This is a genomic window from Paenibacillus sp. FSL R5-0470 (assembly GCF_037975205.1).
GTDB lineage: Bacteria > Bacillota > Bacilli > Paenibacillales > Paenibacillaceae > Paenibacillus_AQ.
The window spans coordinates 4,899,598-4,918,405 of sequence record NZ_CP150238.1 but is presented as its reverse complement, the minus strand read 5'-3'; the positions used below and the strand labels follow the sequence as shown (position 1 = coordinate 4,918,405).

Below are 18,808 nucleotides of genomic sequence, written 5' to 3'. Positions count from 1 at the left end.
GTAGGAATTCATGGCGGCAGAGCGGCAGGTCTATTCGATAAAAGAACTCAACCGTTACATCCGCATGAAGCTAGACTCGGATAATTTACTTTCGGATGTATGGATTCGCGGAGAGATTTCCAACTTTACGCATCATGGTAGCGGTCATATGTATTTCACGCTAAAGGATGAGAGCAGTCGGATCAAGGCGATTATGTTTGCTTCTCATAACCAGCGCCTACCCTTTATTCCGAAGGAAGGTGCTCGGGTAATTGCTAGAGGTAATGTGACCGTATATGAACGGGACGGGCAGTACCAGTTCTATGCCACACACATGCAGCCGGATGGAATTGGTAGTCTATATTTAGCCTATGAGCAGCTGAAGAGCAAGCTTGAGCAAGAGGGGCTGTTTGCAGAAGCACGTAAACGCCCTTTGCCTCGCTTTCCAAAGTGCATTGGCGTGATTACTTCGCCAACGGGGGCAGCTGTGCGGGATATCGTGATTACACTCCAGCGGCGGTTTCCGCAGGTGGCTATTGTAATCTATCCCGTACTGGTGCAAGGCAAAGGCGCCGCGCCATCGATCGTGAAGGCGATTGGAGCGCTGAACCGCATGGGTGAGGCCGACGTGCTTATCGTCGGCCGCGGCGGCGGTTCGCTCGAGGAGCTGTGGGCGTTTAACGAGGAGGAAGTCGCGCGAGCGATATCGGCATCAAGGATTCCGGTCATCTCAGCCGTTGGCCACGAGACCGATTTCACGATTGCCGATTTCGCCGCCGACCTCCGCGCGGCTACGCCCACAGCGGCCGCGGAGCTGGCCGTGCCACACGCCGGCGAGCTAGCTGCGCAGCTTCGCCAGCAACAGCAGCGGCTCCGCCAAGCGCTGCAAAGACGCGCCCAGCGCGGACGCGAGCGTCACGCGGGGCTGGAACGCTCGTTGGCGCTGGCAGGCCCGCGCCGCTCGCTGATGCAGCACACGCAGCGGCTGGATCAGCTGCGTGAGCGGCTCCAGCGCTCAGCGGATGCACGGCTCAGCCGTTCCCGCGAGCGCAAAGCAGTGCTGCATCATAGTCTGCAGCGGTTCCATCCGCACGGCAGTGTTGCCGCTGCGCGTCAGCGCACCGAAAGCATGCGCCGTGAGCTGATGGGTGCTATGCAGGCCCGCCTGCAGGAGAAGCGAGCTCGCTATGTAGCGGAGATTCGTCATCTGGATGCACTGAGCCCTCTTAAAGTTATGTCGAGAGGCTACAGCTTAGTCTATGACGAAGCGGAAGAACATTTAATCAAATCGCTCACTGAAGTACAGCTTGGCGATCTTGTAGTGATAAAGATGAATGACGGACAGCTGAACTGCCAGGTATGGGGAATGAAGGAGGATGGCAAAGACGATGACGAAGGAAGCGGAACTTGATTTTGAAGGCGCCATGGACCGGCTGGAGGAAATCGTACGTGAGCTTGAACACGGCGACGTTCCCCTGGAGAAGGCCATCGATTTATTTCAGCAAGGTATGAAGTTATCTCAGCTTTGCGGCAGCAAGCTTGAGCAGGTAGAGCGTAAGATCGAAATGATTACCCTAGAGGACGGAGAACTGCGAAAGAAGCCGTTTGGTGCACGTCTGGAAGGGGACGCCGATGACTCGCTTTGAGCATGAGCTTGAGAGAAACTCTGAAGGAGAAACAGTGCGTCAGCCACTGGGGGATTACATCGCGTCCTTAAGCGATCTAGTCTCACATGAACTAGAGGTTATTCTCCCCACACAATGGATGGTTCCAGAGAATTTGCAGCAAGCCATGAAGTATTCACTTATGGCTGGGGGCAAACGCCTCCGGCCACTGCTGGTGATTATCGCATGTGAAGCACTAGGAGGAAATCGAGAGGCTGCCCTGCCTGTCGCTGCTGCTATAGAGATGGTACATACCTATTCGTTAGTTCATGATGATTTGCCTGCCATGGATAATGATGATTATCGGCGCGGGAAGCTGACGAATCATAAAGTCTTCGGGGAAGCGACCGCTATTCTTGCGGGTGATGCCCTTCTGACCCATGCTTTCTACAGTGTGGTACAAGCCTCGCGTAAATTTGGCGTCCCTGCGGAAAGTGTACTATCCATCGTGGAGGATTTGGCGGAAATGGCAGGCCCTCGTGGTATGGTTGGCGGTCAGATTGCAGATATGGAAGGCGAGCAGGGTCTAACCGATCTTGCACAGCTAAAGTACATTCATCTGCATAAGACAGGAGATTTGATTATCTTTTCGCTACTAGCTGGCGGTCGTATTGCAGGTGCTAACGAGCAGCAGCTTGAGGCTTTGCATAAATTTGGAACAGCCATTGGACTCGCTTTTCAAATCCAGGATGACATTCTAGATTTGGTTGGAGACGAAGGTAAACTTGGCAAAAAAACAGGCAGTGATGTTAAGCAGCATAAAGTAACCTATCCTTATTTTATCGGTCTCGAAGCATCGCGAGAAGAAGTGAAGCAGCTTACAGAAACAGCCCGAAATGCTGTTCTGAACGGTGGTTTTCATGACAGCCAGCGCCTGCTGGAAATTGCAGATTACTTAATGGCACGTGATCACTAATTATGAACTTTCGAAACGGCTGTATTTCGACAGCCGTTTCGTTTGTGTTATAATGGGTTTTATATAATTTACAACATCTAGGAAAGCGGGGAACTATACGTGCTGCTTCCACAAATAAATGATCCTAAGCAACTAAAATCATTGTCAGTCGATGAATTAACTACCTTAGCGGAGGAAATTCGTCGATTTCTGATTGAGAAGCTTACAGCAACTGGGGGGCACCTCGGATCCAATCTGGGAGTCGTGGAGCTCACTTTGGCTTTGCATTATTGTTATAACAGCCCTCGTGACAAAATGATTTACGACGTAGGGCACCAGGCTTATGTCCACAAGATTCTGACTGGTCGTCAAGACCGCTTCGATACCCTTCGTAAATATCAGGGCTTGTGCGGCTTCGTTAAGCGCTCCGAGAGTGAGCATGATGTATGGGAAGCTGGACATAGCAGTACCTCATTATCGGCAGCAATGGGGATGGCGATGGCTCGCGATCTCAAGGGTGAAGACAATAAGGTTATTGCCGTGATTGGTGACGGTGCTCTTACTGGCGGTATGGCGTTTGAAGCACTTAACCATATTGGCCATGAGAAGCGTAAGCTGATGGTTATTTTGAACGATAATGAAATGTCAATTGCTCCTAATGTAGGAGCGATGCATAATTATCTAAGCAAAATACGTTCAGATCGCCACTATTTGCGTGCCAAAGACGAGGTAGAAGGACTGCTTAAAAAGATTCCGGCCATCGGAGGACGATTAGCAAAGACAGCTGAACAGTTAAAAAATAGTCTCAAATATATGATGGTACCTGGAGTATTGTTTGAAGAGCTCGGCTTTACGTATCTCGGTCCTGTAGACGGACATGATCTGGAGAAGATGATTGATACCTTCCACCAAGCAGATAACGTGGCTGGACCTGTGTTGGTACATGTATTAACAACTAAAGGTAAGGGCTACAAACCCGCTGAGACCGATTTCTATAAATCACATGCCATTTCCCCATACAAAATTGAGTCGGGTCAGGCGCTTAAAGCTGTGGGTCCTCCAATGTACACGGAAGTATTTGGCGAGACGCTGATCGAACTGGGTCGGGAAGATTCCCGTCTGATTGCAGTTACACCTGCGATGCCAGGAGGTTCGGGCTTGTTTCCTTTTGCTAAGGAATTTCCGGATCGTATGATTGATGTCGGGATTGCGGAGCAGCATGCGGCTACTCTGTGTGCAGCTTTGGCTATGGAAGGGATGAAGCCGGTATATGCGGTGTATTCTACCTTCATGCAGCGTGCCTATGATCAGATCGTCCATGATATTTGCCGGCATAACGCGAATGTTATGTTCGCCATTGACCGCGCGGGGTTTGTAGGTGCGGATGGTGAGACTCATCAGGGTGTGTACGATGTTGCTTTTATGCGCCATATTCCGAATATGGTGATGATGATGCCAAAAGACGAAAATGAGCTGCGTCATATGATGAAGACGGCGCTTGAATATAATGACGGTCCGATTGCTTATCGCTATCCGCGTATTAACGGTACAGGTGTAGCAATGGATCCTGAGCTGCGTACTATTCCAATCGGATCATGGGAACGACTGCGTACAGGCGAAGGTTATGCTGTTGTAGCCTGTGGACCTATGGTTCAAGTGGCTGAAGAAGCCGCTGATTTACTCAAGCGGGAAGGGATTCAGGTAGGCGTCGTGAATGCGCGGTTCCTGAAGCCACTCGACAACTCCATGCTGCTTGATTTGGCTCATGCTGGAACCAACATGGTTGTTATTGAAGAGGCTTGCCAAGCGGGAAGCCTCGGCAGCTCGGTATTAGAATTCTACGCAGAGAATGAAATTTATGACGCTCGTGTGCATCTGATGGGTGTACCTGACATCTTTGTGGAGCACGGCTCTATTAAAGAACAGCGCCAGGAAACAGGTCTTACTGTAGAAGCGCTATGTGCACGTATCAAGTCCATGATGGCTTTGAGTGCATATAACTACAAAACAACTTCGTCTTCCTAAATGGAAGCCGGAAATTAGCAACCCTTTGAACGATCGGGAGATGACCATGGAACACCGTAAAGAACGGATAGATGTACTACTTGTTGAGCAAGGGTTTTATGAAAGCCGTGAGAAGGCTAAAGCAGCCATTATGGCAGGACTGGTGCTCGCGGATGAAGAACGCATTGAAAAGGCTGGTATGAAGGTGTCACGGGAGGCTACCCTTAAGGTTAAAGGCTCTGTGCATCCTTATGTCAGTCGTGGGGGCCTAAAGCTGGAGAAGGCTCTACGCCAATTTAATATTGATCTTACGGGACGGACCATGCTGGACATCGGTGCTTCTACTGGAGGCTTTACGGATTGTGCACTTCAGAATGGGGTAAGCCATGTGTACGCGATTGATGTTGGCTATAATCAGCTGGATTGGTCGCTGCGTAATGATGAACGCGTTAGTGTGATGGAACGAACGAATTTCCGATATATGACGCCTCCAGATTTGGTGGGTCCGATTCCAGATTTTGCGAGTATTGATGTTTCATTTATCTCCTTAAAAATAATTCTTCCACCGCTCAAAGCTTTGCTTAAGCGCCCGGCGGATATTGCTGCGCTGATCAAGCCACAGTTTGAGGCAGGACGGGAGAAGGTTGGTAAATCAGGTGTAATTCGTGATTCTGCTGTTCATAAAGAGGTATTAATTAATGTACTGACCATGGCGGCAGAGCTGGGTTACCAGCTGCAGGGATTAACCTTTTCACCGATTACAGGTGGGGAGGGCAATATTGAGTTTCTTGCTCACTGGAGACTAACGCCTGAATTGGCGGAAGCTGAAGAAGGTACATTACAGCCTTCAGATGCTGTATCATCAGTCATTCCAGTGGAGGATTTTCCATCCCTAGCGGATGAAGTGATTAAGCAGGCTACGGGTACTTTTAATGTAAATTCGACTCATGGAAACTCATCGCGCCGGTGAGTTTCTTTTTCCATATGGAAAATAACAATTATTCGGAAAGCTTCTAAAAAGGCAGCTCTGAAGAAGGAATTGGCATGGCTTCACGCGAATAAATCACCGAGGTGATTGATAGTGGCGGGTAGCTCTGACAAGGTCGTCATGGCGTTTATTGGAGTAGCATTATCGATTTTTATAATTTATCGGATATATATATGGCTGCAAAGTTCTCCGCGTTCTTTCATGAAGGATCAGATCCCGTTTAATAAAGTGATTATTCCTCACCCATCTATAGACATACTAGAGGATGAAGGGTACGAGGTCGTTGGAGGGAAGCTCAAAATCCCGTTGTCCTTCAACGTAAACGGGGCGCAGATGTATAGCCGGTTATTTATAGATTATGTGGCGACTAAAGAGGAAGGATCAATATATTTGGTTATTCTTTCTAGACCACGCAAACCTTTGGATTTCACAGGCAGTGGCTTACGAGATACCTTGCTTCCGTACTTGCTGATTTATCCGGAATGTAGCGGAGTTTTGTATGTTAATACTGCAGCGGGATCTATTCAAGTGATTAAGCTTGGCAGAGATGACGGAGAATCAAACTGAGTCCATATTTATCTAGGTGTATGCTTCCGAAGTAGTTTTGCCGAAGCAATTCGGGGAGCATCGCTTACAAAACTAAGTCCATGCTTCCGATGTAGTTTTGTCGCTGCTAATCTGGAAGTGTCGCTTACAAAACTTTTAGGAGGCAACAATGAAGGGTCAACGACATATTAAGATACGTGAGATTATTACGCAAAAGGATATCGAGACACAGGACGAGCTGGTAGAAGCCTTGCGTGAATCTGGTTTTCAGGTTACTCAAGCTACAGTATCTCGAGACATTAAAGAGCTATTGCTCATCAAGGTGCCTATGGATGATGGAAGATACAAATATTCGCTTCCAACTGACCAACGGTACAATCCAATACAGAAGCTGAAGCGCGTTTTGGTGGATAATTTTGTGCAGATCGATTCATCGGCTAATCTTGTGGTGATGAAATGCTTACCGGGGACGGCTAACTCAGTCGCTGCTTTGATTGATAATATTGACTGGCCACAAATTATGGGGACCATCTCTGGTGATGATACCATTCTAATTATTTGCCGCCAGCCTGAGGACAGTAAGACTGTAATTTCACAAATCATGGGTTACATTTCTTAAATTATAAGAAAGTATAAATTTCATTATATTCTTATCATCTTCTCGGAGGTGCTCTATTAGTGTTAGAAACCTTGTCTATCCGCAATCTAGCCGTCGTTGAGGCGGTAGATGTGCATTTTTATCCTGGCTTCCATGTGCTCACAGGGGAGACTGGGGCAGGTAAATCCATTATTATTGATGCGCTTGGACTGATTGCCGGAGGGCGCGGCTCCGCGGATTCTATTCGTTACGGTTGTGAAAAGGCAGAGATGGAAGCGCTCTTCAGCCTCCCAAGCGGTCATCCCGTCTGGGATACTTTAGAGCGTCTTGGCATTGAGGCTCAGCGTGAGGAGCATCTTATAATACGCCGTGAGCTCACCTCTCAGGGTAAAAGTACATCACGAGTAAACGGACAGATGGTCAATCTTACTATGCTACGTGAAATTGGCGAGCAGCTGGTTAATATTCATGGACAGCATGAACACCAAAACTTATTGAAGGCAGAACGACATTTGGGACTTTTAGATACATACGGAGAACCCATTATCGGGCCGCTAAAAGCGGTATATCAGGAAAAGTATTCAGCCTTTGCAAAAGTGGAGAAAGAGCTCCGAGAGCTGCAGGAATCCAGCCAAAAGGCTTATCAAATGCTTGATTTGTACCGTTTTCAGTTAGAAGAAATTTCATCTGCAGCATTAAAACCGGGAGAAGATGAATTACTTGCCGAAGAACGGGTCAAACTATCCCACAGTGAGAAAATGATGGATTCCGTATCCGGTGCATATGAGCTTCTCTACGATAGACAAGGCTTAGAATCCATAGGTAATGTCATTTCCAGACTCGAGGATGCGGTTCGTTATGATGAAAAGGGTCTTAAATCCGTGCTTGAGCAGCTGCAATCTTCTTATTATCAACTAGAGGATGCTGCATTTCAGCTTCGTGATTACCGAGAAGAGATCGAATTCAATCCACAGCGACTCGAAGAAATCGAGAATCGTCTCGATTTAATTACCGGCCTTCGCCGTAAATACGGAGATAGTGTAGAACAGATCTTGGCTTATTATGAACAAATCCATCGGGAAACCGATCTGCTTGAGAATAAAGATGAATATCTGGAGAAACTGACGACCAAACGCGATGCATTGCTGTCTGTATTGATGGAAGCAGCTACTGAATTAAGTGAAGCACGGAAGCTGTGTGCGTCTGATTTAGCCACGCAAGTGGAGAGTGAGCTTAAAGATCTTCAGATGGAAAGAACTTCGCTACAGGTTAAATTAGACACGTTGGAGGACCCACGTGGAGTTGATTATAAGGGTCGGCGTATTCGTCTTACAAGACAAGGGATCGACAGTGCGGAATTTATGATTTCCCCTAACCCTGGCGAGCCGTTAAGACCTCTTGGCAAAATTGCCTCGGGTGGTGAGTTGTCGCGAATTATGTTGGCAATGAAGAGTATTTTTGCGCGTCATGATGCGATTCCAGTTCTGATTTTTGATGAGGTAGATACCGGTGTGAGTGGTCGGGCTGCTCAATCCATTGCAGATAAACTGTATAAGCTGTCCTCCACTTGTCAGGTGTTCTCCATTACGCACTTACCGCAGGTGGCTTGTATGGCTGATCATCAGTACTTAATCCGCAAAAAGGTTGAGGACGGAAGAACCATGACAGAAGTGGAATCACTCTCGAATGATGGACGTGTAATGGAGCTGGCCCGAATGCTGGGTGGGGTGGAAATTACCGAAAAAACATTGCACCATTCGCAGGAAATGCTTAATTTGGCCGAGGCAAGTAAGGCTGCAACAAGCTAAGCGGAACAATGATTGACAGTAATAAAAGCCTGGGGGCAAGGTTATCTTATAGGTACGCAATTGGCGACCACCTTTTTCGTCAAGCGAAAGAAGCAAAAGGGAGCGTGACAGCCATTGAAGCCTAACCTCAGGAAGTTAATGCCAGGCCTTTTATTTGCCTTCTTTCTTAGTTTATCGGGCATAACGGGAACCCACCAAAGTTTTGCCTCACCACTGAACAGTGAACCTGCCAAGGTGACTGCGCATGGAATGAAACCGGAACTGAAGGTGATCCCGGGAGGTCAAACGATCGGAGTAAAGGTGAAATCAGCAGGTGTTCTGGTTGTTGGACATCATCTGATTGAAGTATCCGAGAAATCCAAGCTTTCCCCAGGTGAGGTCAGCGGTTTGGTGCCAGGTGATTTGATGATCTCCATTGATGGAGAGAAGTTGGACGAGTTATCTAAGGTGGCCAAGCTTGTGGATCGTGCTGGAAAAGCGAATAATTCTCTGACGATTGTCTTTAAACGCGCTGGGAAAGAGCATACAGCCAAGCTGAAACCCGCGTATGATATTAATGACAAAGTCTGGAGGTTAGGCCTGTACATTCGAGATTCTGCAGCGGGTGTCGGCACGTTAACTTTTTATGCCCCGAAACAGGGGGTTTATGGAGCTTTAGGACATGTGATTACGGACATGAATACAGGAACACCAATTGTTGTTGGCAGCGGTCATATTGTTCAGTCCAGTGTAACTTCGATTTCTAAAAGCCAGGATGGCGATCCGGGTGAGAAACGAGCCCATTTCTTAAAAGAAAGCCAAGTGCTTGGTAATGTGGAGAGTAACACAGATTTTGGCATCTTCGGTAAAATGAGTCGTAATCCCGAGCATAGTCTTTATAAAGAACCTATTCCTGTGGCAATGAGCAATCAAGTCAAGGAAGGTCCAGCTGAAATTCTTACCGTTGTAGATGGGCAGCAGGTAGAACGATTTAAGGTTGAGATCATTCATGTGGCACATCAGCAGACGCCGGCGACAAAGGGTATGGTCATTCGTATCACAGATCCGCGACTGATCGATAAGACAGGTGGTATCGTTCAGGGGATGAGCGGAAGTCCAATCGTTCAAAGTGGACGGCTTATCGGCGCTGTAACTCATGTGTTTGTAAATGATCCTAAGTCCGGCTACGGTTGCTTCATCGAATGGATGCTTAAGGATTCTGGTGTAACCATGCAGGAGAATAGGTATCCATTAAATCTTAAGGCGGTTTAGCCTTAAGATTTTTTTGTCGAAGGATTACGAAGATCATCGAACTTTGAAATAAAATATTTAATTATAATCCATGCCAGAAAAAAAATAAAGAAAAATAATTTTCGACAGAAGGGAATTCAATCTCCATGTCGAAAATGTTAAGAGACAAGAAAAAAATGTTATTTTCGAATAGCAGATATAATTAAGGAGGAAGCAGCCAGTGCAGAATATTGAAGTGTTGTTGGCCGATGATAACAGGGAGTTTACGAATTTGCTTTCCGAATACATTTCTGAACAAGAAGATATGACGGTAACGGGTATCGCCTACAATGGTGAAGAAGTGCTTCAAATGCTAAGCGAAGCACGCAAAGTTCCCGATGTCCTTATTCTTGATATCATCATGCCACATTTAGACGGTCTGGGTGTCTTGGAACGTCTGCGTGATATGGATCTGAATCCTCAACCGAAGATCATCATGCTGACCGCTTTTGGTCAGGAGAACATCACTCAAAGAGCTGTACAGCTTGGTGCATCCTATTATATTTTGAAACCGTTCGATATGGAGGTCCTGGCAAATCGTGTACGTCAGCTTGTAGGGGTCCAAGGCAGCATGAGCTCATCCTCTAACATGTACAACTATTCGTCGACGTCCAGATCGAATGTAGTGCCGCTTACGAAGGGCAAGAATCTTGATGCTAACATTACCTCGATCATCCACGAGATCGGTGTTCCAGCACATATTAAGGGCTATCAGTACCTGCGCGAAGCGATCACCATGGTATATAACAATATCGAGATCCTTGGTGCGATTACAAAAACACTCTATCCAGCCATAGCAGAGAAATTCAAGACTACGCCTTCACGCGTAGAACGTGCGATTCGCCATGCAATTGAAGTGGCTTGGACCCGTGGCAACATTGACTCCATCAGCCATTTATTCGGCTACACCATTAATATCTCCAAATCTAAGCCTACTAACTCGGAATTTATTGCCATGGTAGCCGACAAGCTACGGATTGAGCATAAGGTTAGTTGAAAGGGTTAGGGGCAGTGTGTGGTAAGGGATTGTGGGTTGCTGGTAGGTGCTTAGGCTGAAACGATTTTGCCTATAAACTTCTTTTTGGGTAATTTAAAGCTAATCAAATTCTTATTTGTATATGTATAAATTTCACTCCTTTATTGGGTTGGTAAATCCAATGGAGGAGTGTTTGTTTATGACTGATTTTTAATTTCAGATTGATAATTTTATGTTGTACTGTACTTCACAGGGAATATCTTATAAAACATCTTGTGCAAAATGAATTAGAAGCAGATGAACAGTTAACTTTCTTCAATAGAGTTGATTATAGAGATTATCTAATGGAACAATTTAGCATCTGATAAAACAAATATTTTATCTAAAAGGAGACATATGAACTTGGAAAAATAGTGGGAGTGTGAAATATGAAAAAAATATTATTGGTTTGTATTATGATAATGTTGATGCTTGCATCGGCTTGTGCAAATGTTGAAGTGACATCAAAGCCAAATACTTCTAGTGAGCCTAAATCTGAAACGGATGAGTCTATTATTCCAAAAAACACATCCGTATATTGTGCTCAAGAAAGTATAAATTTGAATAGTGAAACTGAAAAAGATTTCTATGGAACTTGGAAAGTTGAGAAGCTTTTAGGATTTTCAAATTCATATAATGATGCTTCTGAATATCCAACAGGGCAAAAATTTATTGGAGATGAAATTATCATCAAAAAAGACTTTTTTTCATCAAAAGGACTTAAAAACTATAGTGTTTATCAATATGAACTAAAAAACCCATTATATGAGATTACAGCGACATGTTATAGCTCTGACTCTTTTTATAGATTATATAAAATAGATATCCCAGACTTAAATATAAATGATGTAGTAAAAGTAATAAATATAAGTGACCCTTCTACAAACCTTGGAATACCTTTAAGTTTTTTTGTTGTTAATAACGATAGGCTTATCTTGTTATCAGAGGCAACTATTTTTGAGCTTAAAAAATACTGATTAAATGAATGCGATTCTGAAAATGCCTGTGAAAATTAAAGGTTTACTTAAAAGAGTTAAAGGGGAATTGAGTCTTTGTAGAATATTAGGTCATTCCTCAGTGGAGGTTACTCAAAATGCATATCTTGATTTTTCAGACGAAGAGATTGGGAAATATCAACTACATAGTCCTCTGGCTAGTATGGATATATAATTATTCAAAAAGACAGCTAACTCTATTGTTTAGAATTAGCTGTCTTTTTGTTGTTTTATATTCCATTCCATTCCATTCCATTCCATTCCATCTGAAACCAAACTTACATACTCTCGAACTATTCATGTGGTGAAATAATGAAAATATTCTATAATATAACTATTATTTACTCAAAATAATAGTTAAATATTAATGGCTTCTTAACAAAATTGGAGGGTGTAAACGTGAATCGATATGTAGTTGGTGAAAATGTTACAACGCCAGATGGTAAAGGAAAGGTTTATGCCTATAGTAATAACTGGTATACAGTAAAGTTAGAAAAGCATGGTGAAATTAAATATTACACAGAACTGCAATTAAACAAAGTATAGTAACACTGCTAATTAAAAAATGAATCCGAAGGAGATTACATAAAATGGGCCTATTTAAAGCGAACCCTGAAAAGGAAGCAAAGAAACGAGAGGCAAAAGAGCTGCGTAAGGCACTTGAAGCCGCTGGTCGCACCAATTACGTTATGATTCATCACATTTCTAGGTTCCCCAAGTCTGAAGCAAATGTAGTAATGAGGATTGGGCAGGGAGTCGAAAAGAACACACTTAGAATAAACGGTGAAACTGTAACTGTCACAGGTTTGGAGTGGCGTATAACGAACTATGACAAGCATTTAGAAAGCGTAAGGAAACACGATTCTCAAGAAAAAATAAGAAAAAGAATTAGTTCGAAAACAGAAGGATTAATGGAAAGTTTAAGAAATGGACAAAGGAAAACAAGGATAGGTTAAGGGTATATAGAGATAAAAGGACTGCTAAAAATTATAATATTACTGACATAGAGTGGACTAATTGTAAAAATTATTTTGATAATTCGTGTGCTTACTCTGGATTAAAAGCAGATGATCATTATATTCCAAGAGGCGCTACCATGCAAAAACATGATCTACACAAAGAACATGTGAACGACGATGGAGCAAACGATTTATCCAACTGTGTACCAGCTTGTTATAGTTGCAACAGCCAAAAATGGAAATTCTGTTTTGGGGACTGGTACAATGAAAGCAACAAAAGCTATACTGAGGATCGGATTAATAAGATACATATTTGGTTAAAAATTGACTTTAGAAGATATCTGGAAAGTTAATAAATTTTTGTTTTACTAAGATATATATAAACATGGTTAAGTTGAAAAAGCTAAAGATAATTAAACTTGAGAGAGCATTAAACATACATAAAAAATCAGGCGCGTTACAGAATTTACTGTATAGTGCCTGATTTTTTCCATAAAATTAACTACTCCATAGAATTCCATTAGTATTAATTAATTCTTTTATTTCTTTTCTGTATTAAGTAGAGAATTCCGCCAAATACGAATCCACAAATTACTCCAGCCAATAATGATTTAAGTACAGCGAGAGCAATTTCTTCAGTTGATGAATCAGTTACTGCAATATTAATAATAAATATTAAACTGAATAGTACTGTCGATACAAGGAAAGACTTTGATTTTAGAAAATTAATCATTTTTTCTCCTCTATTGTTTTTTAGTTGACAGTTTTATCCCAAAGTACTCCTCCACTTTTATCGCCTTCTTGGAATACATTATAAAATTTATCCTGAACAGTTAGTCCATAACCTGCGATTTCAAAGTCCGAAATGAAATTTACCCTTTCCGAAAATTCTCACTTTTCCAGTCATTTCATAGGTAACTCCTTCTTCCCAATCGTCAACCTGCCAAATTGACAAAGTGCCTTTGTTATACCAAGCATCGACTAGATGAGGATTAACTGCTGTACCATTATAGGTAAAGTACCCTTGTACACTAATTGAAAAAATTGTGTTTCCCAGTATACTTTTAACATCGAGAGTATATGTTTTTGTTGGTGTTGCTTGACTTGCTGCTAATTTAGCCATATCGCTCGATAATAAAGCACTATCAATGACTTGTTCATCATCAGTTACTGTCTCGACAATAAAGAATGGGGAATCAGTTAATGTAATTTTAACATTATCTGAGATAATATGTTCTTTGAAATTTCCATTCTCAATGTTAGTTCTTAAATAACTTTTGAGATCCATGTCGCTATCAGCTTCAGTTTCTGGAAGAACAGTTTTTTGGTTTGTATTAACAAAGTAATCCGTTATTAAGGATTCATTCACAGGATTATTTTGAAAAAAATGAATTGATTGCTTGATTTGCTTCTTTCGTATTGTCAACATCAGCCTGTTCCAAATTCTTGATAAGATTATCTTGAATACTTTGTATTTCTTCAAGATATTGAGTGTTCACTGCTGTAGCACCCACAGTAGCTGAGAATAAACTGAACAATAGTAAACAAGAGAATAAAGACATTAAACATTTCTCCATAACATAATCTCCTTTGTGGTATATTTGGAATAATATGGAGTGTTTTGATTGTAACATGAAACGCTAAAATATAGAAAATGTTTACAAAAAAACTATATTTATATAAATAACTCAATTGTTTATTTTTAATATTTAATATTTGTTCTTTAAAGATTGATGATATTTGGAGTATAGTTGTCCCTTTCATTGTTGGTGGGGTTATTCTTGAGTTTAAGATATTTTATGAGGATAATACATCTATTACGGCAGCAGTTTATGGTATCTAAATTCAAGATAAAACCCCCCTTTTATCACCATTGATCACAAATACACAGGCACAATACGCCTTACTTACGCGATTCTGTTCGATATTTTACTGATGGAATTAGATGGTATTTCAAATTCGTAAGTGGTATTATGGAAGCCAAATCTAAAACTAAAGAGTAATATTAAAGCCCTTGAGGATTATCTCAGGGGCTTTAATATATGTGTCTATTTCATATACTTTATTGATTAGTTCTCAGTAATCACCACAGTTTAGATTTTAATCTCCTGGCTATAATTGTTATATGCAATTACGAGGGAGAACGTTTCATATGACTAAAAAAACCAACAAGAACGAATATAAACTTGTTATTCATTACGCCACTCCTTAAGAGTCTATCTCTAAGAGCAATTAGAACAAGAAGTTTGTGATTGGATTGAAAAAATGTTAAAAATTCATTCCTCAAAAGTTCCTCCTGAAGCACATGATAAAAAGATCGGTAAAAATCAGATGAGCAAAAGGAACTATAAAATGAATTTAAGTTAGTTATTCACTATGCTAGCGAGGAAGAATCTAAGTCTATTGAATACTTTGAGGAAGAACTGATAAAGCGGTACTGATGAGGCAAAAAAGTTGGGTTTCGAATGGGGCGGAGATTGGACTTCGTTTAAAGATTATCCACATTTTCAATTGACGTTTGGACTGTCTACAGCAGATTATCGTAATTGTAAACAGCCAACTCAAACACAAATAGTTTTTGCCTATGCTCTTATTAGTCCGAAACCAGATAAATCATTTCAAAAAGAGGATGATAATGTGGAAGCAGTTAAGGACGTTCTAACTAAAGATAATAGTGTACATAACGGATTTATTAAAGATAATGAGAACTATGTTCCAATTAGTGTATTGAAAGCACTAGGTCATAAGGTAAGCTGGGACAATGTTAATAAAAAGCTGTATATCAGCTAATTTATAGGTGTGATGCGAAAATGCATTGCACCTATTTTTTTTATTTATATCTGGCTACGTAGTATAGTCACAATGTAATGTCATTGTTAACTCTAGATGCTTACGACATAATAAAATATGTAAACAATTTTGCGTACTAATGTCTAACCGTATGCCAATAAAGTCTATGAACAATTAACATAACCAAGATGTGAAATCCCTTACCCCATAAGGGCTACACCATTAATATCTCCAAATCTAAGCCTACTAACTCGGAATTTATTGCCTTGGTAGCTGACAAGCTGCGGATTGAGCATAAGGTTAGTTGAAAGGGTTAGGGGCAGTGCGTGGTAAGGAATTGTAGGTTGCTGGTAGGTGTTTACAGTCAGTATTTAAAAACCGATAAACTTTTTCCATCTCACCCGATAAACCTATATGGTTTATTGGGTTTTGTTATTATATTAGGCAGTATGTTGCTTCAAGAGCTACCAACAAATCAATGCAGTAAAAAGACACTGAGATCTTATTCATCAGTGTCTTTTTAATAGACATTTTCCCGCCAGAGGGTTTGTAGTTTAAAGCAGCTTAATCAGCTCTTCTAGCTCGTCAACCATACCTTTTGCAAGTTCAAAATTATTGTCTTTTAAAGCTAATTCTATTTTCATTTCAACTGCTTTTTTATTTTGTTCATTTTCTAAATAATCTTTATCAAAATGACTGGCATAAATCATCTTTCTGAATTTTCGCATACTCATTTTTCTAATCGTCTTATCGTCAATGATTAATACATAATCCATACCATTTACTACAGAATAGAAATCATGAGAAATCATGAGAATCGCACCTTTATAGTCTTCAATGGCTTTCTCCAGTGCGATTTGTGTATAGGTGTCTAAATGGCTTGTCGGTTCATCAAGAAGCAATAAGTTTGCTTTGCTAGCAGAAACTTTTGCCAATTGCAGTATATTTTTTTCGCCACCAGATAAAGATTCTATCTTTTGATTAAGAATTTCTCCTTCAAAGCCATAGTTTGAAAGATGTGCTCTAATCTCGTCATAAGTTGCAAACCCAGCATCGATGAAGTCTTCTAGTATGGTATTAGAATCCTTTAGCACTTCGTCTTGAAGCTGAGAAAGATATGCCACTTTAATATCAGCATTTATTTCAATTGAATCATGATTATTTTTAAAGATATCTCGGAGTAAAGTCGTTTTCCCGGTACCGTTTGGACCGATAAGGGCTACTTTATCTGTAGGTTTCATCTCAAAGTTAACATTTTCTAAAATCAACTCATCAAAGGAAACACTATAATTATTCACATTTAAAACAGTGATATCTTCTTCAATTTCATTGTCCACACCAAAACTGATTTTCGGTTGCTTAATATCAACGAATGGCGCTTTAATTTTTCGCGCTTCCAATCTTTCTTGAAACTTAACCCTAGCTTTTAACGCTCTCCCTCTAGATGCTTCTGAATTATAGGTTGCGATCGCTCTAAGATTATCAATAATGTTATCGTATCTCTCAATTTCTTCTTGTTCAGCGACTGCGATTTCTTGTAACTCAATTTTCGTCTGAAGTAATGAGAAGTTATACTCAATATATCGCCCATCGAACTCTTGGATCTCCATGTTTTCAAGGTGTATAATTTTGTTAAAACAATGATTCAATAGATAACGGTTATGCGTAACAACTAGCAATATTCCTTTGTGAGCATTAATAAGATTTTTAAGTGCATTTAGGTTTTCAAAATCTAAAAATACATCGGGCTCATCCATAATCATTAAGTCTGGACTAGTCAGCATTTCCTTCATCACTTGAATAAGCTTGAATTCCCCACCACTTAGATCGGATACCCTAGCATCTTTTAGCTTCAAGAGGTTGGCTAAATTTAGTTTCTTATTAATATTGCTTTCAAAATCATTTCCATCCATTGAATCAAAGGCATCTAGAGCTAATTGATACTTTTCGAGTAATGAATCAATATCTGATGATGTTTCCATTTCAGTGAGAATAGCTGTTATTTCATTTTGTATCTTAATAAATTCTTCTCCTATATATTCAAAAACGGTTATTTCTTTAGTTCTGTCTACTTGTGAGAACTGACTTACATATCCAATTTTGCAGGTTGGGTCAATTTCTAACTTGCCTTCGAACAAATATTTTTCTGGATCCATCAGTATATCGATCAGTGTACTTTTACCACTGCCACTTGTTCCTATAAAAGCGCAATGTTGTGCCTCTTCAAGCGTAAATGAAATGTTTTTATATAGCTCTTTTTGCGGGAATGCGAAGGATAAGTTATCAACTTTTATCATAGTGTTACCTTTCTTTATAACTAAAATAGTGACTACTAATAGAGGTATTGAGGAGCATAAGATTTTGAGTTTACCGTTGATAGAGTAACATTGTTTACAACTAACATCAATCATTTCGAAATAAAGTTGTTCGTGAAATCGAAAAATCCGACTTAGAACAATAGGATCAAGCTTACTCAGATGGCTTCTTATAGCTAGATTACATATGGTCAGTAGTTGAGTTGGCTGTGGCAGAGTCTCTTAGTATATCTTTCATGTTACGAATTCATTGGTTATAATTGGAAGAATAATAAGCTCAGGAGGTTCGTAGATATGAAGAAGAAAATAGTAGGGATTGTAGCAGCGGCGTTGTTACTTGGTGGTTCAATAGGATTCGCAGCGAGCTCGTCTTTAATTGGCGCTAAAGTTTCCGGAATGTATACGATAAAACAAGACGGAAAGAAGATTGCAGATGCGATTGTAGTAAATAACTCGGCCTACGTACCTGTGCGCACGATGTCCGAAGCGACCGGAGCAGGGTTGACGGTTGAAGGAAAGACGATAATATTGGAGAGTAAGGAGACTGAGAAGGCAGCGCTAAAAGCAAGTATTGCAGCGGCTAAACTCCGGGAAAGATTAGCAGGGGCAGAATCAAGCGTTCAAGTTCTCAAAGAAGCCATCCAACTGGCGGAAACTACTGCGGCCGACCGAACAAGCGCAGCAGACCAAGAGGCTCGAAGAAACTATATCGCGGAGTTGAATAAACGTGTGGATTTCATGGAAACAGAAATTGTGCAGCTCAAGGAGCAGCTCGGCGAATAATAAATGAATAATGATGAAGAGTCTCGCCATTACTGGTGCGGCACGTTCGACGATGAAATTGGCCGTGCACTTGCGGATTAACGCGCAGTGAAATGTCCGACATAGGCGTAGATAGTGGCTGAAACAGCAACAAGTAAATAAATTCTCTTAGCGATTCTTCTATGATCTGAAGAATCGTTGTTTTGTAATGACGGGAGAGT

18 protein-coding genes and 2 pseudogenes are annotated in these 18,808 nt (G+C 41.4%); 17 read left to right on the top strand and 3 right to left on the bottom strand.

The window, feature by feature from the left end; translation table 11 throughout:
- Nucleotides 1–10: 10 nt before the first annotated feature.
- The 14 genes and pseudogenes from xseA to MKY99_RS21770 all read left to right on the top strand — a co-directional run bounded on the left by xseA (nucleotide 11) and on the right by MKY99_RS21770 (nucleotide 12,717).
- On the top strand, nucleotides 11–1,390 hold the full coding sequence (gene xseA, locus MKY99_RS21835) for an exodeoxyribonuclease VII large subunit (protein WP_042190449.1): 1,380 nt from the start codon (nucleotides 11–13) through the stop codon (nucleotides 1,388–1,390).
- The gene (gene xseB, locus MKY99_RS21830; RefSeq protein ID WP_042129807.1) at nucleotides 1,368–1,625 is read left to right on the top strand and encodes an exodeoxyribonuclease VII small subunit; all 258 of its coding nucleotides are present in this window, start codon (nucleotides 1,368–1,370) and stop codon (nucleotides 1,623–1,625) included. Before xseA ends, xseB begins: the two co-directional genes overlap by 23 nt.
- Nucleotides 1,612–2,559, top strand: coding sequence for a polyprenyl synthetase family protein (locus MKY99_RS21825; RefSeq protein ID WP_339266304.1), 948 nt, complete (start codon nucleotides 1,612–1,614; stop codon nucleotides 2,557–2,559). Before xseB ends, MKY99_RS21825 begins: the two co-directional genes overlap by 14 nt.
- A 99-nt stretch (nucleotides 2,560–2,658) precedes the next feature.
- The gene (dxs, locus tag MKY99_RS21820) at nucleotides 2,659–4,563 is read left to right on the top strand and encodes a 1-deoxy-D-xylulose-5-phosphate synthase (protein ID WP_076284485.1); all 1,905 of its coding nucleotides are present in this window, start codon (nucleotides 2,659–2,661) and stop codon (nucleotides 4,561–4,563) included.
- 46 nt (nucleotides 4,564–4,609) lie between these two features.
- Complete coding sequence (locus MKY99_RS21815; RefSeq protein WP_042190442.1) at nucleotides 4,610–5,512, top strand: TlyA family RNA methyltransferase; 903 nt, start codon at nucleotides 4,610–4,612, stop codon at nucleotides 5,510–5,512.
- A 219-nt stretch (nucleotides 5,513–5,731) separates the two neighbouring features.
- Nucleotides 5,732–6,097 (top strand): hypothetical protein, encoded by a 366-nt coding sequence (locus tag MKY99_RS21810; RefSeq protein WP_262495691.1) that lies wholly within the window; start codon nucleotides 5,732–5,734, stop codon nucleotides 6,095–6,097.
- Between the two features lie 148 nt (nucleotides 6,098–6,245).
- Nucleotides 6,246–6,695 (top strand): transcriptional regulator ArgR, encoded by a 450-nt coding sequence (gene argR, locus MKY99_RS21805; protein WP_042190440.1) that lies wholly within the window; start codon nucleotides 6,246–6,248, stop codon nucleotides 6,693–6,695.
- A gap of 59 nt (nucleotides 6,696–6,754) precedes the next feature.
- Entirely contained in the window at nucleotides 6,755–8,482 is a 1,728-nt protein-coding gene (gene recN, locus MKY99_RS21800) for a DNA repair protein RecN (protein ID WP_339266301.1), read from the top strand.
- 138 nt (nucleotides 8,483–8,620) lie between these two features.
- Nucleotides 8,621–9,733, top strand: a complete 1,113-nt coding sequence (spoIVB, locus tag MKY99_RS21795) for a SpoIVB peptidase (protein WP_339266299.1) — start codon at nucleotides 8,621–8,623, stop codon at nucleotides 9,731–9,733.
- 199 nt (nucleotides 9,734–9,932) lie between these two features.
- Nucleotides 9,933–10,748 (top strand): sporulation transcription factor Spo0A, encoded by an 816-nt coding sequence (gene spo0A, locus MKY99_RS21790; RefSeq protein WP_042129795.1) that lies wholly within the window; start codon nucleotides 9,933–9,935, stop codon nucleotides 10,746–10,748.
- Nucleotides 10,749–11,155: 407 nt separating this feature from the next.
- Complete coding sequence (locus MKY99_RS21785; protein WP_339266297.1) at nucleotides 11,156–11,743, top strand: hypothetical protein; 588 nt, start codon at nucleotides 11,156–11,158, stop codon at nucleotides 11,741–11,743.
- Nucleotides 11,744–11,804: 61 nt separating this feature from the next.
- Nucleotides 11,805–11,936 (top strand): annotated as a pseudogene (locus tag MKY99_RS21780) (site-specific integrase); the annotation flags it as partial.
- Nucleotides 11,937–12,160: 224 nt separating this feature from the next.
- A complete protein-coding gene (locus tag MKY99_RS21775) occupies nucleotides 12,161–12,307 on the top strand; it encodes a hypothetical protein (protein ID WP_339266295.1) in 147 nt (48 codons plus the stop codon).
- Between the two features lie 44 nt (nucleotides 12,308–12,351).
- Nucleotides 12,352–12,717, top strand: a complete 366-nt coding sequence (locus tag MKY99_RS21770; protein WP_339266294.1) for a hypothetical protein — start codon at nucleotides 12,352–12,354, stop codon at nucleotides 12,715–12,717.
- A gap of 856 nt (nucleotides 12,718–13,573) precedes the next feature.
- Here MKY99_RS21770 and MKY99_RS21765 read toward each other — a convergent pair.
- Nucleotides 13,574–14,089, bottom strand: coding sequence for a hypothetical protein (locus tag MKY99_RS21765; RefSeq protein ID WP_339266292.1), 516 nt, complete (start codon nucleotides 14,087–14,089; stop codon nucleotides 13,574–13,576).
- Between the two features lie 4 nt (nucleotides 14,090–14,093).
- Nucleotides 14,094–14,297 (bottom strand): hypothetical protein, encoded by a 204-nt coding sequence (locus tag MKY99_RS21760; RefSeq protein WP_339266291.1) that lies wholly within the window; start codon nucleotides 14,295–14,297, stop codon nucleotides 14,094–14,096.
- An 877-nt stretch (nucleotides 14,298–15,174) separates the two neighbouring features.
- Between MKY99_RS21760 and MKY99_RS21755 the strand changes: the two genes are divergently transcribed.
- Together MKY99_RS21755 and MKY99_RS21750 are read left to right on the top strand one after the other, a co-directional pair.
- Entirely contained in the window at nucleotides 15,175–15,510 is a 336-nt protein-coding gene (locus MKY99_RS21755; protein ID WP_339266289.1) for a M15 family metallopeptidase, read from the top strand.
- A 212-nt stretch (nucleotides 15,511–15,722) separates the two neighbouring features.
- Nucleotides 15,723–15,818 (top strand): annotated as a pseudogene (locus tag MKY99_RS21750) (sporulation transcription factor Spo0A); the annotation flags it as partial.
- Nucleotides 15,819–16,064: 246 nt separating this feature from the next.
- Here the strand turns inward: MKY99_RS21750 and MKY99_RS21745 are convergent.
- Complete coding sequence (locus MKY99_RS21745; protein WP_339266287.1) at nucleotides 16,065–17,807, bottom strand: ATP-binding cassette domain-containing protein; 1,743 nt, start codon at nucleotides 17,805–17,807, stop codon at nucleotides 16,065–16,067.
- 312 nt (nucleotides 17,808–18,119) lie between these two features.
- Here MKY99_RS21745 and MKY99_RS21740 point away from each other — a divergent pair, with 312 nt between their 5' ends.
- Nucleotides 18,120–18,608: a hypothetical protein gene (locus MKY99_RS21740; protein WP_339266286.1), complete on the top strand. Its 489-nt coding sequence runs from the start codon at nucleotides 18,120–18,122 to the stop codon at nucleotides 18,606–18,608.
- The last annotated feature ends 200 nt before the right edge of the window (nucleotides 18,609–18,808 follow it).

Excerpts from the sequence above, each read along its gene's own strand:
- xseA (WP_042190449.1), top strand. The coding sequence starts at position 11 with ATGGCGGCAGAGCGGCAGGTCTATTCGATAAAAGAACTCAACCGTTAC.
- xseB (WP_042129807.1), top strand. The coding sequence starts at position 1,368 with ATGACGAAGGAAGCGGAACTTGATTTTGAAGGCGCCATGGACCGGCTG.
- MKY99_RS21825 (WP_339266304.1), top strand. The coding sequence starts at position 1,612 with ATGACTCGCTTTGAGCATGAGCTTGAGAGAAACTCTGAAGGAGAAACA.
- MKY99_RS21815 (WP_042190442.1), top strand. The coding sequence starts at position 4,610 with ATGGAACACCGTAAAGAACGGATAGATGTACTACTTGTTGAGCAAGGG.
- MKY99_RS21810 (WP_262495691.1), top strand. The coding sequence starts at position 5,732 with ATGAAGGATCAGATCCCGTTTAATAAAGTGATTATTCCTCACCCATCT.
- argR (WP_042190440.1), top strand. The coding sequence starts at position 6,246 with ATGAAGGGTCAACGACATATTAAGATACGTGAGATTATTACGCAAAAG.
- spoIVB (WP_339266299.1), top strand. The coding sequence starts at position 8,621 with ATGCCAGGCCTTTTATTTGCCTTCTTTCTTAGTTTATCGGGCATAACG.
- MKY99_RS21785 (WP_339266297.1), top strand. The coding sequence starts at position 11,156 with ATGAAAAAAATATTATTGGTTTGTATTATGATAATGTTGATGCTTGCA.
- MKY99_RS21770 (WP_339266294.1), top strand. The coding sequence starts at position 12,352 with ATGGGCCTATTTAAAGCGAACCCTGAAAAGGAAGCAAAGAAACGAGAG.
- MKY99_RS21760 (WP_339266291.1), bottom strand. The coding sequence starts at position 14,297 with ATGGAGAAATGTTTAATGTCTTTATTCTCTTGTTTACTATTGTTCAGT.
- MKY99_RS21745 (WP_339266287.1), bottom strand. The coding sequence starts at position 17,807 with ATGATAAAAGTTGATAACTTATCCTTCGCATTCCCGCAAAAAGAGCTA.
- MKY99_RS21740 (WP_339266286.1), top strand. The coding sequence starts at position 18,120 with ATGAAGAAGAAAATAGTAGGGATTGTAGCAGCGGCGTTGTTACTTGGT.